The organism is Sphingomonas sp. (genome assembly GCF_030145815.1).
Taxonomy (GTDB): domain Bacteria; phylum Pseudomonadota; class Alphaproteobacteria; order Sphingomonadales; family Sphingomonadaceae; genus Sphingomonas.
Genome location: NZ_JAIXHL010000028.1, coordinates 15527 through 29146, shown reverse-complemented (window position 1 = coordinate 29146; position 13620 = coordinate 15527). Strand labels below are relative to the sequence as shown.

Sequence of the window (13620 nt, the reverse complement as noted above, 5' to 3'; positions counted from 1 at the left end):
GTATAGGGCATGACCATATGGTGAAGCTGTTGATCGCCCCCGTGTTCGCTGCACTTTTGCTGCCCCTCGCCGCGTCGGGGCAGAGCAAGCCGTCGCCAGCGTACGCGCCGCCGACACGGCTGGCGCAGGTCCGCATTCAGCAGCATATCGTGATCCGCGTGCCGCGCCCCGAAGCGGTCCGCCGCACCGCCGCCCCGGCTCCAGCGCCACTGCCCCCGATCGCCTGGGTCGAGAAGCGCGCCGATGACTGTGTGCCGGTGGAATCGCTGTCCGGTGCCGCGATCATCCGGTCCGACAGCGTCGATCTGGTCCTGTCGGGCGGGCGCCGGATCCGTGCGAAGCTGGGCAATGAATGTCCCGCGCTCGATTTCTATGCCGGCTTTTACGTCAAGCCCAACAAGGACGGGAAGGTATGCGCCAAACGCGACGCGTTCCGCTCGCGCTCAGGTGGCGAATGCCGAATCCGGTCGTTCCGCACGCTGACCCCTGAACGCTGATCGCCGTTTACCTTGACTTTTCGCGCCGTTTCCCGGAGAGCGCCTGAGTTTACTTTGAGGGGCGAGCCCCTGTTTTTCCGGACATCTGAATGAGCTTTGCCGATCTCGGCCTCTCCGACGAATTGCTGAAGGCCGTCACAGAGGCTGGCTATTCCGAACCGACTCCGATCCAGCGCCAGGCGATCCCCTCGGTGCTGATGATGCGCGACCTGATCGGGATCGCGCAAACCGGCACCGGCAAGACCGCCAGCTTCGTGCTGCCGATGATCGACGTGCTCGCCGCAGGGCGCAGCCGCGCGCGCATGCCGCGCAGCCTGATCCTTGAACCGACGCGCGAACTCGCGGCGCAGGTGGCCGAGAATTTCGAGAAATACGGCACCTATCACAAGCTCAGCATGGCGCTGCTCATCGGCGGCGTGCAGATGGGCGATCAGGTCAAGGCGCTGGAAAAGGGCGTCGATGTGCTGATCGCCACTCCCGGCCGCCTGATGGACCTGTTCGGTCGCGGCAAGATTATGCTGAACGATTGCAACCTGCTGGTGATCGACGAGGCCGACCGGATGCTCGACATGGGGTTCATCCCCGATATCGAGGAAATCTGCACCAAGCTGCCCGCGAACCGTCAGACCTTGCTGTTCTCGGCGACGATGCCGCCGCCGATCAAGAAGCTGGCGGACAAGTTCCTGTCGAACCCCAAAACGATCGAAGTCGCGCGTCCGGCATCGACCAACCTCAATATCACGCAGCGGCTGGTCCCGGCCCCGTCGAGCGCGTTCGCCAAGCGCGACCTGCTGCGCCGCCTGCTGGCTGCCGAGGACGTGCGCACCGCGATCATCTTCTGCAACCGCAAGACGACCGTTCGCGAACTGAACAAGAGCCTGCAAAAGCACGGCTTCCGCTCGGCTGAAATCCATGGCGACATGGACCAGTCTTCGCGCATCGCCGAACTGGACCGGTTCAAGGCCGGGACCGTTAACATCCTGGTCGCATCCGACGTCGCCGCACGCGGGCTGGACATCAAGGGCGTGAGCCACGTCTTCAACTTCGACGCGCCGTGGCACCCGGACGATTATGTCCACCGCATCGGTCGCACCGGCCGCGCGGGCGCGACCGGCACCGCCTATACGCTGGTGACCAGCGCGGACGCCGAGGCGATCGAGAATATCGAAAAGCTGCAGGGGCAGAAGATCGAGCGGATCGGCGAGCTGCCTGCCGCAGAGCCGGAAGAAGCGAAGAAGCCACGCGGCCGCAAGGCCAAGCCCGATCAGGACTCGCCCCCCGTTGCTGAGGCACCCCGCGAAGAAGCGCGTGCGCCGCGGCCGCGCGACGACCGGCCCCGCGAAGACCGGCCCCGCGCCCGCCGCGACGATCGGCCGCGCCGCGACCAGCGTTACGAGGCCCGCGACACGGGTCCCGATGCGCAGGACGATGGCGGCTGGAACGGCCCGATCCCGGACTTCCTGAACTTCACGATCCCTGCGTGACGGCATTGATGGACGAGGATGATTTCCTCGCCTTCACCCCGGTCCCGGGCGTCACCAGCCCGTGCATCGGCGTGTGCCACCTGGACGGGGACGATGTCTGCAAAGGCTGCCACCGCACGCTCGACGAGATTGCGGAATGGTCATCGGTCAGCGATGATCGGCGTCGCGCAATCCTGAAGCGGATCGCCGACCGCTAAGGGTCTTTTACCCCGTCGCGACCCGGATCGCGCGTCCCGCCTCTATACGGCGGACATGCGCCTCGCGACGATCACCAACTGGGCCTATGGTGCCACGCTCGTCCTGACGTTGACGTCGGGGGTGACGATGCTGCTGGCATCCGACGCGCATGAACGCGAGCGTGCAGCAGTCGCGCACCGTTACGCCCTGGATCGCGCGACGACCGCGCTCGGAAAGACGATGTTCCTGTCGGCAGACCATGCGCGTCAGTTCGTCGTTACAGGCGACCCGGTCTATCGGCTGCTCCATGAGAGCGACCGCGATTCGCGCGTCGATGTCGATGCGCGCATCGCACCGGTCGCGCAAGCCGGGGCGATGCCGGACGAACTGCACCTCCTGCGCGAAGCAATCCGGCTGTCGCAGACGATGGACGGACAGCAACGCGCGGCGATCCTTGCCTATCAGCGGGGCGATTTTACCACGGCACGAACCCTGTTGTTCGGCGGCGCGCACGAACGCGAACTCGATCGCGCCAAGACGATGCTCGAGCAGCTGCAGGCACAGATCGAAACCCGTACCGCCGGCCAGATCGAGCAGGCAACCCGCTTTGCCCGGCTGTGGCGCAGCATTTCCGAAGCCGTGATCGCGATAACGGCATTGCTGTTCCTGGCCGTGCTTTATTTCATCTTCAAGCAGCGCGTCCTGCGGCCCGTGATCCGCCTGAGCGATGTCGTCACACGGCTGGCAGCGCAGGATTTTTCCGCCATTCCCCCGCAGTTGAGTCAGATCGACGAGATTGGCGATATGGCGGCAGCGATCGACATTTTCCGTACCAACGGGCTTGAACGGCAACGGCTGGAAGCGGAGCGGGATCGGGATTTGGCAATGCGCGACCTGTTGGCACGCATGACGCAGCGGATGCAGGCGTGCGACAATCTCGCCGACCTGCTCGCCATTGCGCGCCGGTTTGCACCACAGATCGCGCCGACGCTGGCAGGTCGGCTCTATCTGCTCGATTCCGGTTCGGGAGCGCTGGGCGCGGCGTGCGAATGGTTCGGTCCAAAAGGATCGGTCGATGCGTTTGCCCCCTCGGCGTGCTGGGCGCTGCGCCGCAGTCAGCCGCACCGCCCGGCCGGGCGCGCGGTCGATATTCCCTGTGCGCACCTGCACCCGGTGGATGGGCAACTTCCCGATACACTGTGCCTGCCACTGACCGCGCATGGCGAGATACTCGGCCTGCTCTACCTCGAACCGCGCGCCGGGACAGCGCCCGAACACGAGGGCACGCCCTCGCCTTATCTCGGGATGCTGGCCGAGAATATCGGACTGGCGCTGGCCAATCTGCGCCTGCGCGAAGCGCTGCAGGCCTTGGCCATGGCCGATGCGCTGACCGGCTTGCCCAATCGTCGTCAGCTCGACGAACGGCTGGCCACCCTGCGCGCGACTGCGGCACCTGCGCACGCGTCGATTGCCTGCCTGATGCTAGACGTCGATCACTTCAAGCGGTTCAACGACGAATTTGGCCATGATGCGGGGGATGTGGTGCTCCGCGCGGTCGGACAGGCGCTGGCCGACAGCACGCGCGGCGCGGGCGATGCGTACCGGTTTGGCGGTGAGGAATTCACGGTGCTGCTTTCCGTTCCAGTGCATCAGGCAGTCGCGCGCGCCGAAGCGATCCGCACACGGATTGCCGAGCTGGACGTCCGCCATGAGGGGAAAGCACTCGGCCCGGTCACGATCTCGATCGGCGTGGCTGCAACGCCCGAACATGGCGCCGTCGATCAGCTCATCGCTACCGCCGACGCCGCTCTGTTGCGCGCCAAGCGACAGGGCCGCAACCGGGTCGAGGTCGCCCGGCCGAGCAGTCGCCGCGCGGCATGAGCGCAGCCTGAAAAAAGGTCATTTCGAGCAGGAAACAATGGCTTGTGGTGCAGTTCCGGTTTCGCCACAACCGCCGGGCATGACGAAAGCCGCATCTGCCCGGAGCCTGTTGCGCACCGCGACCGCCTCCGCGCATGCGCGGGTTGACGACGCATTCGGGGGCTTCGACCTGGATGACCGCGACGGGTACCGCAGCTTCCTGATGGCGCAGGCAGGCCCCTTGCTGACGGCGGAGGCAGCAATCGACGCGTTTGCGCCCGCCGCGCTGCTGCCCGATTGGCCGGAGCGCAGCCGTGCGGCACTGATCCGTGCGGATCTTGCCGATCTGGATGCTCCCGCCCCGAAACCAGAGCCGTTTGACGTGCGATCCGACGCGGCCGCACTGGGCGTAATCTACGTGCTCGAAGGGTCGCGGTTAGGCGGCGCGATGCTCGCCCGCAACGTTCCGATGGACCTTCCCGCCCGGTTCATTCGTTGCGCCCCCGAGCCAAAACGCTGGCAGGAACTGATCAAGGTGCTGGACCGCCACCTCGTCACGCCCGATCAGCATGCGGTCGCAGCAGACGCTGCACGCGCCGTCTTCGACCTGTTCTGGCGAAGCGCGCGGCAGCATGGAAGGATGTTTGTCGTTGAATGATCCGCACCCCGTCGATCTCACCAATTGCGATCGCGAGCCCATCCACATCCTCGGCGCGATCCAGCCGATCGGGTTTCTGATCGCGTTGACCGCCGACTGGATCGTCGCGCGCGGCTCAGCGAATCTGCCGGAGTTTCTGGGATTTTATCCCGAGCAGATCGTCGGCCATCCGCTGGCCGAGTTTTTGCCGGCACCGATCATTCATGATCTGCGCAACCGCACCGCGATGCTGCGTGGGCCGGATTCGGTCGAGCGTCTGTTCGACACCGAACTGGTACCGGGTGCGGGATCGTTCGACGTGGCGGTTCACATGTCCGGCGGACAGATCGTGATCGAAGGGCAGCGCTCCACCGGCGAAGTCGGGGACGTCACCGGCATGGTGCGGTCCATGATCGTCCGGCTGGACCAGTGCGGGGATATGCTGTCCTTCTACCGGGAAGGTGCGCGACAGGTGCGCGCGCTGACCGGCTACGACCGCGTCATGGTCTATCGCTTCGCGGCAGATGGCTCCGGCGAAGTGGTGGCGGAAGCGTGCAAGCCGGGGATCGGCCGCTTTCAGGGGCTACACTATCCGGCGAGCGATATTCCCGCCCAGGCGCGGGTGCTTTACACCCGCAACCTGCTGCGCGTCATCGCGGACATCAACGCTACGCCCGTTCCCATCGTTCCCCAGCTCGATGAAATGGGCGAACCACTTGACCTGTCGCTCTCGCTGCTACGCTCGGTCTCGCCGATCCATATCGAATATCTGCGCAACATGGGCGTCGATGCGTCCATGTCGATCTCGATCATCGTCGACGGCAAGCTGTGGGGCCTGTTCGCCTGCCACCATTATGCCCCGCGCCACCCCAGTTTTGAGCGGCGGTCCACCTCCGAGCTGTTTGCGCAGATGTTTTCGATGCGGCTCGAAAGCCGGGAGCGGCAGCAGACGGTCGAGTTCGAGCGGCGCGCGCGCGACATTTCCGACCAGCTGCTCGGCGCAGTTGCTTCGGACGAGACGCTGCTGCGCGATCCCGACTGGCTCGCCGATATTCTGACCAACGCCATCCCCGCCGATGGCGTCGGGGTATGGCTCAACGGCAGCTACGCCTTTTCGGGCATTACCCCGCCGACGGATGATTTCCGGCGGATCGTACGCGCGCTCAACGCGACGGCGGCGGGCAAGGTGTTCGCGACCGACCATATCGGATCGCTGGTCGTCGATGCCGAGCTTTTTGCCGACAGCGCTGCCGGACTGCTCGCCATTCCCATTTCCCGTTCACCCCGCGATTATGTCATCCTGTTCCGCAGCGAAATGGTTCGCTCCATCCGCTGGGGTGGCGATCCGCACAAGCCGGTCGAATATGGCCCTAACGGCGCGCGCCTGACCCCGCGCGCGAGTTTCGACGAGTGGAAGGAACTGGTGCGTGGGCGGTCAAAGCCGTTCACCGCGTCCGAACTGCGGGTTGCAGAAACACTGCGCGCGACGCTGATCGAGGTGGTGCTGCGTCTGGCCGACGAAGCATCGGCCGAACGCCAGCGCGCGGGCGCGCGGCAGGAAGTGCTGATCGCGGAACTCAACCACCGCGTCCGCAACATCCTGGGCCTGATCCGCGGCCTGATCCGCCAGGCGCAGCCCGAGGAAGAGGCGGTGCGCAACTTCGTCAAGGTCGTCGATGGCCGCATCCACGCGCTGGCGCGGGCGCACAATCAGATTACCGAGGATCATTGGGGCCCGGCCTGGCTTCAGGCGCTGATCGACGCCGAATCCGCTGCCTTTGTCGAAGAGGGCGACCGCATCGTCAGTGAGGGCGAGCCGGTGATGCTCAACCCCCAGGCCTATTCCACCATGGCGCTGGTTCTGCACGAACTGGTCACCAACTCCAGCAAATATGGCAGCCTGTCGGTGCCCGGCGGGACGGTGAAGCTCAGCTGGGAGTGCAACGCGCGCGGCGACCTGTTGCTGTATTGGCGGGACATTGACGGCCCAGCGGTCAAAGCGCCGTCGCGCAAAGGCTTTGGCACCACGATCATTGAACGGTCCGTGCCCTATGATCTCGGCGGCGATGCGCAGACGCGCTATGCCGAGACCGGGTTCGAGGCCGATTTCTGCATTCCCGCCCGTCACGTGTCCAAGCCGCGCGAGGGTGGCGCCCCGATGATCCGCTTCCCCCGCGCACCGCACGAGCAGCGCCAGGAGCCGCCCGCCGATCTGCTCGACGGGCAGCGGGTGCTGCTGGTCGAGGACAGCCTGATCATCGCGCTGGATGCCGAGGATATTGCGACCCGGCTCGGCGCGCTCGACGTCATGACCGCCGCATCGGTCGACGCTGCACTCGACCTGATCGCCGCGCAGCCGCCGACGGTCGCCATCCTCGACATCAACCTGGGCAGCACGACCAGCTTCGCCATTGCCGACGCGCTGCTCGAACGGCGGATCCCGTTCATGTTTGCCACCGGCTATGGCGAGCAAGCGCAGTTTCCCGACCAGCATCGCGGACGCCCGGTGGTGCAGAAACCCTATACGATCGAGAACGTCGCCCGCGCGCTGGCGGACATGCTGGATTAGGATCGGCGAAACCAAATAATCCTCCCCCGCCAAAGGGAGGATTAGCTAACCCAGCACCCGCCCCGCCACCGCATCGAGCCGCGCCAGCACTTCCGGATCGCGCACCTGCGGCGCGGTGATCAGCGCGGTATCAAGGCAGGTGTCGATTGGCGACGCCGCCCGCTCCGCCGGCAGCGCACGCAGCAGGTTGAGCACCATCGCGCGCGCCTTTTCCGCGTTGCTCGACAGCTGCGCGATCACTTGCGCGACATCGACCGCCGCTTCTTCCGCGCGCCAGCAATCATAGTCGGTGACCATCGCCACCATCGCAAAGGGCAGCTCCGCCTCGCGCGCCAGCTTGGCTTCGGGCATCGCGGTCATGCCGATGACATGGCAGCCCCAGCTGCGGTAGAGAAGGCTTTCAGCGCGGGTCGAGAATTGCGGACCCTCCATGACCAGACAGGTGCCGCCGCGATGGACGATGGCGCCCGCCGCCTCCGCTGCCTCCCCCGCGAATGACGAGAGGCGCGGGCATACGGGATCGGCCATCGAGACATGCGCGACCATGCCGGTGCCGAAAAAGCTCGACGGCCGCCCTTTGGTGCGGTCGATGAACTGGTCGACGATCGTAAAGGTCCCGGGCGCGCGTCCCTCCTGCAGCCCGCCTACCGACGACACCGACAGCACATCGGTGACGCCCAGCCGCTTGAGGCAGTCGATATTGGCGCGCGCGTTCAGCTCAGACGGGCTGATCCGGTGGCCGCGACCGTGGCGGGGCAGGAACGACACGCGCACATGGCCCAGCCGCCCGGTGAAGATCGCATCGGACGGCGCACCCCAGGGCGAGTCGACCTCGACCCATGCGCCATCCTCAATCCCCGCAACGTCGTAGAGTCCCGACCCGCCGATAATCCCGATATGCCAACCGCTCATGCCAACCCCTGTTTGCTCACTTTCGGGCGGGCATAGGCGAAGTAGATGACAACCCCGAGCACGTTCCAATACAGGAAATAAAGCTGGGTTTTGGCCGGCAGGCTGAAGAACAGATAGGCGCAGCCCAGCACCGCGATCGCCCCGACCAGCGCCCACAACGGCGTGCGGAACTTGCGCGGCATGTCGGGCGCGCGGCGGCGCAGCACCATCATACAGATCGCAACCGCCGCAAACGCGACCAGCGTCCCGGCATTGGCAAGCGCCGCAATCTCGTCGATTGGCAGCAGACCCGCAATCACGCTGACGATGATCGCGGTGAAGATCGTAATCCGCACCGGTGCGCCGCGCGATGACACCTTCGCCAGCGCAATCGGCAGCATCCCGTCGCGTGCCATGGTGAAGAAGATGCGGCTTTGCCCGAACAGAAAGCCGAGCAACACCGTCGGAAGTGCGATGATCGCCGATACCGCAAGGAAGGTGGCAAAGCCGTCCTGACCCAGTTCGCGCAGGATCAGCGCCAGCGGCTCCGGGCTGTTGGCGAATTGCGTATAGGACAGTGCCCCCACCGCAGCGACCGCGACCAGCATATAGATCGCAACGCACGCCACCATCGACCCGACAATGCCGATCGCCAGATCGCGGCCGGGGTTCTTCGTCTCCTCCGCCGCGGTCGAGATCGCGTCGAAGCCGTAGAATGCGAAGAAGATGATCGCCGCCGCCGCCATCACGCCGCGCTCGACCCCGTCCGGCGAGACGCTCTTGGCGAAGCCGAACGGCGCGAACGGTTCGAAATTTGCGCCGTTGAAATAGGGCAACGCAACTGCGACGAACACTGCCAGCGCCACGATTTTGACGATCACCAGTCCCGCATTGAGCGTCGCGCTCTCGCGCGTGCCGAGGCACAGCAGCCCGGCGACGATGGCGATGATCACGATCGCGGGGATATTGACGATTCCGCCCGCATGCGGCCCGGCCATCAGCTCCATCGGCACCCCTGCCCAGCTTTGCAGCAGCGGCGCAGCATAGCCCGACCAACCGACCGCTACCGCGCTGACCACCAGCGAATATTCCAGGATCAGCGACCAGCCAACGACCCAGGCAATGATCTCGCCCAGCACGGCATAGCTGTAGCTATAGGCGCTGCCCGACGCCGGCATCATTGTCGACATCTCGGCATAGGCAAGCGCCGCGGCGGCGCAGATCGCGCCCGCAATCACAAAGGACAGGATCACCGCCGGCCCGGCCTTGCCCGCGCCGACGCCGATCAGCGTCAGGATGCCGGTGCCGACGATCGCGCCGATGCCGAGCGCAATCAGATGCGGCCAGGACAGGGTCGCGGCCAGACGATGTTCCGGCGCGTGATCCTCGACGCCCTTCACGCTTTTCGTGCGAAATAGTCCGTTGGCCATGCGATCCCCCTGTTTATGCCCAAGGGGTGCGACGGAGACGCGTTCAGGTCAACGGTTCATGCCGCGGACATGCGACAAGGCGCAGCGTTGCGCCAGCACAACGGAGGTTCGGCCATGCATCGCCGCCTGTTCCTGACAACCATCGGCGCGACTGCAGCCGCGCCAGCGCTGGCCCAGCACAAGCGACCGTCCGAGCCCAATCCGCAGATCGACTATGGCGGGTTTGAGCGGCTGACCGGTGACGTCCGCCGCTTGCGCGCGGGACGGCTGCTGCCCTTCGCCCGCTTCCGGCAACTGGCCGCGTCAGACGGTACGCTGCTGCTCGACGCCCGCTCGGAAACGGCGTTTCGGGACGGGCATATCAGGGGTGCGATCAATCTGCCGCTGCCCGACTTCAACGCGGAGTCGCTCCACGCGACGATCGGCGCGCCGGGGCGGATGATCCTGATCTACTGCAACAATAATTTCTCGAACCACCAGCGCCCGGTCCCGATCAAGGCCGCCCCGCTCGCGCTGAACATCCAGACGTTCATCAACCTCGTCGGCTATGGCTACACCAATGTCTGGGAACTGGTCGACGTGGTGGATTTCAACGATCCGAAAGTGGAGTGGGTGACGGCCTCAATTCCTCCCCTGCCCCGCAGGGGAGGTGGCAGCGCGCAGCGCTGACGGAGGGGCCGCCCTCGCAGAGGGCGGAATCTTGCCGAGCCGTCCCGGCCGTCTGCGCGGCCGCCCCTCCACCTCCCGCTTAGCGGGCGGTCCCCCTCCCCTGAGACGAGCTCAGGGGAGGAATAGGTCATGCCGGACACTTTGCCCCGCTGTCGATCCACGCCTTGGTCAGCGCGCCGAACTCGGCCTGAGTCCCCGGCGCGGGCGTGCGCCCCGGCCCGGGGTTCCAGCCCCAGCCGACCAGCGTATCGCTCGCATTATGCTCATGAATCTGGGCCAGGGTCTTGCCGCCATTGCGCTTGCGATCCTTCAGTTGCTCGCAAATCTCGCGCAGCGACTTGCCCTCCCACGCCATCGACTTGGGGGCGAGGTGCCACAAAGGATGGCCCGGAATGCTGCCCTTGCCATCGGCGAAGGCGACGTTGCGCGGGCCGTGGCAGGTCGAGCATTCCATCCCGGCAATCCCCATGCCCTTCGGCCCGCGCTCGACCGGGGGCATGTGGAAGCGCATGTCGTCGCCCTGCAACGGGCTGTCGGTGCGCGGGTGACAGTTGATGCAGCGCGGGTGGGTCAGCACCTTGCCCATCTCGGTGAAGATCGCCGCCGATCGCACCGCCGGGTCGGAAATGGTCGCGAACGCCGCGACCGGCTTTAGCCCGACCGGCGCCGCCGACTGGCTCGAAGCGACGACCGCGGCGGGCAGCGCGACCGCGGCCAGGCCCAGCGCGATCAGGCCGTAACGTTGCACGCTCATGCATTGTCTCCATGCGCGAAGGGCAGGCGGCGCACCGCCTTGCCGGTCAGCTTGCGCCAGGCATTGGCGACGGCGGGGGCGATCGGCGGCAGCCCCGGTTCACCCACCCCGCTCGGCTTTTCGGTCGAGGGGAGGATCGCCACCTCGACATCCGGCATCTCTCCGATCCGCAGCGAGCGATAGCTGTCGAAATTGGTCTGCTGCACCACGCCGCCCTCACCCAGGGTCAGTTCGGCATAGAGCGCGTGACCCAGGCCATAGCCGATGCCGCCCTCCATCTGCGCGCGGATGATGTCGGGGTTGATCGCGATGCCGCAATCGACCGCGCACCACACCTTGTGCACCTTGGGCAGGCCATCCGCCCCCTTCGACACTTCGGCGACCTGAGCCACGAAGCTGTCGAAACTCTCATGCACCGCGATGCCCTTGGCCCGGCCCTTCGTGGCCGGCTTGCCGAACGCCGCCATCTCCGCGACCTTGGCCAGCACCGCCTTGGCGCGGTCATGCTTGAGCAACTCCATCCGCCCCGCGACCAGATCCTTGCCGCCCAGTTCGAGCAGCTCGTCGATCATCGTTTCCTTGACGAACGCGGTGTGCGTGTGGCCGACCGATCGCCACCACAGCACCGGCACGCCGCCCTTCATCAGATGCTGGCCCAGCCGGAAGTCGCCGATCTTGTACTGGTTGGTGTCGTTCGCGCCCTCGATCATGTTGCCGTCGACGCCGTCGCGGATGCCCATCGCCTCGAACGGGGTATCCTTCATGATCGACTTGGCGGCGCACACCTGATCCCAGCCGCTGATCGCGCCATTGGCGTCGATCCCGGCGCGCACGCGATGCACCGTCATCGGGCGGTAGAACCCGCCGGTCAGGTCGTTCTCGCGGCTCGCCACGACCTTCACCGGCGCGGCAAAGCCATAGGCGCGCGCGCAGGCCGCAGCCTCGGTGCCGTCGAACATCACCGGCGTCGCGCGACGGCCGAAGCTGCCCCCGGCATAATGCTGGACTAGCGCGCTCTTGTCGAACGGCACCCCGGCAACGCCGCACATCGCACCCATTTCGCCGACCTGAAACTGGCTGCCGGCATGGACTGAGATGCCCTCGCCTTTCTTCTCGATCACATAGTCCATCGTTTCCATCGGCGCGTGCGCGAGGAACGGGAAGTAATAGGTCGCATCGATCGTCTGGGCCGCGCGGGCCAGCGCCGCAGCGGCATCGCCCGCCGCCTCGACCTGTTTGCCCGGCGTGCGCGCGGCGGCGCTATATTCGGCGAGCATCTGGTCCGACGAGCGCGTCTCCGCCTTCGCCATATCCCAGTCGACCTCGAGCGCAGCCGCGCCACGCTGCGCGGTCCAGGTGTCGCGGGCATAGACCGCAACCCCGCTTGGGATTGGCTTGACGTCGAGCACGCCGGGGATTGCGCGCGCGGCGCCATCCTCGACCTTCTTGACCGTCGCGCCGAATGCGGGCGGGCGGCGCACCGCGGCATGGACCATGCCAGGCAGGCGCACGTCCTGGGTGAACAGCGCCGACCCGTCGGTCTTGGCCTTGCTGTCGACCTTCGACACATGCTTGCCGATATAGACATAGCGGTCCGGGGTCTTGGGCACCGGCTTTTGCGGGACCGGCAGCTTCGCCGCATCCGCCACCAGTTCGCCGAAGCTTGCCTTGCGGTTCCCGGCGCTGACCACGCCCTGAGACACAGTGACCGCGCCCGGTTCGACGCCCCAGCGCTTCGCCGCCGCTTCGACCAGCATCGCCCGCGCCGCAGCGCCCGCCATGCGCATCTGGTCCCAGCTTTCGCGCATCGCGGTCGATCCGCCCACGCCCATCGTGCCGAACATCAAGTTCTTGTAGAGCGGGTCGTTGGCCGGGGCGAACACCACATCCACCTGATCCCAGGCGGCATCCAGCTCATCGGCGATGATCGTGGTCACGCCCGTCGCCGGCCCCTGCCCGAACTCGACATGCTTGGCGATGATCGTCACGCGGCTGTCGGCCCCGATGCGCACGAACGCATTGGGGGCCAGTGTCGCGGTGGCAGCCCGCGCCTTTGCTGCCTTGCCCGGCAGCGTGACCCCGATGGTGAGCGCGGCGCTTCCGGTCAGGAAAGCGCGGCGGTTGGCTATGGCGTTCATGCCCGCTCCCCCTTCACGCCCGCGGCATCCTTGATCGCCTGCCGAATGCGGACATAGGTGGCGCAGCGGCAGAGATTGCCCGCCATCGCCGCGTCGATATCGGCATCGGTCGGCTTGGGCTTGGCGGTGAGCAGGCCGATCGCCGACATCACCTGCCCCGACTGACAGAAGCCGCATTGCGGCACGTCGATCTGGACCCATGCGGCCTTGACCGCATCGGCAACCTTGCCGCTCGCGCCCTCGATCGTCGTCACGCTCTTGCCCGCGACCATGCCGACCGGGGTCACGCACGACCGCCGGTTCTTGCCGTCGAGATGCACGGTGCACGCCCCGCATTGCGCGACGCCGCAGCCATATTTGGTGCCGGTCAGGCCAAGATGGTCACGCAACACCCACAGCAAAGGCGTTTCAGGATCGCCGTCGAAGACTTGGGATTTGCCGTTCAATTGGAAAGTGGTGGCCATCGGTGCGCCTCCTGTCTGATGCGCAGGCTAGGCCACCACCGGCCATTCGC

The 13620-nt window shown here is 66.1% G+C and carries 12 protein-coding genes; 7 read left to right on the top strand and 5 right to left on the bottom strand.

All coding sequences use genetic code 11. From position 1 onward, the window contains the following. Positions 1 to 17: 17 nt before the first annotated feature. The 6 genes from KYX69_RS19470 to KYX69_RS19445 all read left to right on the top strand — a co-directional run bounded on the left by KYX69_RS19470 (position 18) and on the right by KYX69_RS19445 (position 7224). Positions 18 to 497 carry a hypothetical protein gene (locus KYX69_RS19470; RefSeq protein ID WP_300500500.1) on the top strand — a complete coding sequence of 160 codons (480 nt, stop codon included), beginning with the start codon at positions 18 to 20 and terminating at the stop codon, positions 495 to 497. Between the two features lie 89 nt (positions 498 to 586). Then, complete coding sequence (locus KYX69_RS19465; RefSeq protein ID WP_300500498.1) at positions 587 to 1981, top strand: DEAD/DEAH box helicase; 1395 nt, start codon at positions 587 to 589, stop codon at positions 1979 to 1981. 8 nt (positions 1982 to 1989) lie between these two features. Further along, a complete protein-coding gene (locus tag KYX69_RS19460) occupies positions 1990 to 2178 on the top strand; it encodes a DUF1289 domain-containing protein (protein ID WP_300500495.1) in 189 nt (62 codons plus the stop codon). Positions 2179 to 2233: 55 nt separating this feature from the next. Beyond that, positions 2234 to 4039 carry a sensor domain-containing diguanylate cyclase gene (locus KYX69_RS19455; protein ID WP_300500492.1) on the top strand — a complete coding sequence of 602 codons (1806 nt, stop codon included), beginning with the start codon at positions 2234 to 2236 and terminating at the stop codon, positions 4037 to 4039. 79 nt (positions 4040 to 4118) lie between these two features. Then, on the top strand, positions 4119 to 4676 hold the full coding sequence (locus KYX69_RS19450; protein ID WP_300500489.1) for a biliverdin-producing heme oxygenase: 558 nt from the start codon (positions 4119 to 4121) through the stop codon (positions 4674 to 4676). Next, positions 4651 to 7224, top strand: a complete 2574-nt coding sequence (locus KYX69_RS19445) for an HWE histidine kinase domain-containing protein (RefSeq protein WP_300500486.1) — start codon at positions 4651 to 4653, stop codon at positions 7222 to 7224. The genes KYX69_RS19450 and KYX69_RS19445 overlap by 26 nt, the downstream gene beginning before the upstream one ends. Before the next feature lie 45 nt (positions 7225 to 7269). Here KYX69_RS19445 and KYX69_RS19440 read toward each other — a convergent pair whose 3' ends face one another. Both KYX69_RS19440 and KYX69_RS19435 read right to left on the bottom strand, forming a co-directional pair. Then, positions 7270 to 8136: an S-methyl-5'-thioadenosine phosphorylase gene (locus KYX69_RS19440; RefSeq protein ID WP_300500483.1), complete on the bottom strand. Its 867-nt coding sequence runs from the start codon at positions 8134 to 8136 to the stop codon at positions 7270 to 7272. Next, positions 8133 to 9545, bottom strand: a complete 1413-nt coding sequence (locus KYX69_RS19435) for an amino acid permease (protein WP_300500480.1) — start codon at positions 9543 to 9545, stop codon at positions 8133 to 8135. The genes KYX69_RS19440 and KYX69_RS19435 overlap by 4 nt, the downstream gene beginning before the upstream one ends. Positions 9546 to 9659: 114 nt before the next feature. Between KYX69_RS19435 and KYX69_RS19430 the strand changes: the two genes are divergently transcribed. Then, on the top strand, positions 9660 to 10214 hold the full coding sequence (locus KYX69_RS19430; RefSeq protein WP_300500478.1) for a rhodanese-like domain-containing protein: 555 nt from the start codon (positions 9660 to 9662) through the stop codon (positions 10212 to 10214). 127 nt (positions 10215 to 10341) lie between these two features. Here KYX69_RS19430 and KYX69_RS19425 read toward each other — a convergent pair whose 3' ends face one another. From KYX69_RS19425 to KYX69_RS19415, 3 genes are read right to left on the bottom strand one after another with little or no spacing between them, the layout of a single operon-like run. Continuing rightward, entirely contained in the window at positions 10342 to 10968 is a 627-nt protein-coding gene (locus KYX69_RS19425; protein WP_300500475.1) for an Isoquinoline 1-oxidoreductase subunit, read from the bottom strand. Further along, complete coding sequence (locus tag KYX69_RS19420; protein WP_300500472.1) at positions 10965 to 13106, bottom strand: molybdopterin cofactor-binding domain-containing protein; 2142 nt, start codon at positions 13104 to 13106, stop codon at positions 10965 to 10967. Before KYX69_RS19420 ends, KYX69_RS19425 begins: the two co-directional genes overlap by 4 nt. Next, positions 13103 to 13570 carry a (2Fe-2S)-binding protein gene (locus KYX69_RS19415; RefSeq protein ID WP_300500470.1) on the bottom strand — a complete coding sequence of 156 codons (468 nt, stop codon included), beginning with the start codon at positions 13568 to 13570 and terminating at the stop codon, positions 13103 to 13105. The genes KYX69_RS19420 and KYX69_RS19415 overlap by 4 nt, the downstream gene beginning before the upstream one ends. Positions 13571 to 13620: the final 50 nt, after the last annotated feature.

Excerpts from the sequence above, each read along its gene's own strand:
- KYX69_RS19470 (WP_300500500.1), top strand. The coding sequence starts at position 18 with ATGGTGAAGCTGTTGATCGCCCCCGTGTTCGCTGCACTTTTGCTGCCC.
- KYX69_RS19465 (WP_300500498.1), top strand. The coding sequence starts at position 587 with ATGAGCTTTGCCGATCTCGGCCTCTCCGACGAATTGCTGAAGGCCGTC.
- KYX69_RS19460 (WP_300500495.1), top strand. The coding sequence starts at position 1,990 with ATGGACGAGGATGATTTCCTCGCCTTCACCCCGGTCCCGGGCGTCACC.
- KYX69_RS19455 (WP_300500492.1), top strand. The coding sequence starts at position 2,234 with ATGCGCCTCGCGACGATCACCAACTGGGCCTATGGTGCCACGCTCGTC.
- KYX69_RS19450 (WP_300500489.1), top strand. The coding sequence starts at position 4,119 with ATGACGAAAGCCGCATCTGCCCGGAGCCTGTTGCGCACCGCGACCGCC.
- KYX69_RS19445 (WP_300500486.1), top strand. The coding sequence starts at position 4,651 with ATGGAAGGATGTTTGTCGTTGAATGATCCGCACCCCGTCGATCTCACC.
- KYX69_RS19440 (WP_300500483.1), bottom strand. The coding sequence starts at position 8,136 with ATGAGCGGTTGGCATATCGGGATTATCGGCGGGTCGGGACTCTACGAC.
- KYX69_RS19435 (WP_300500480.1), bottom strand. The coding sequence starts at position 9,545 with ATGGCCAACGGACTATTTCGCACGAAAAGCGTGAAGGGCGTCGAGGAT.
- KYX69_RS19430 (WP_300500478.1), top strand. The coding sequence starts at position 9,660 with ATGCATCGCCGCCTGTTCCTGACAACCATCGGCGCGACTGCAGCCGCG.
- KYX69_RS19425 (WP_300500475.1), bottom strand. The coding sequence starts at position 10,968 with ATGAGCGTGCAACGTTACGGCCTGATCGCGCTGGGCCTGGCCGCGGTC.
- KYX69_RS19420 (WP_300500472.1), bottom strand. The coding sequence starts at position 13,106 with ATGAACGCCATAGCCAACCGCCGCGCTTTCCTGACCGGAAGCGCCGCG.
- KYX69_RS19415 (WP_300500470.1), bottom strand. The coding sequence starts at position 13,570 with ATGGCCACCACTTTCCAATTGAACGGCAAATCCCAAGTCTTCGACGGC.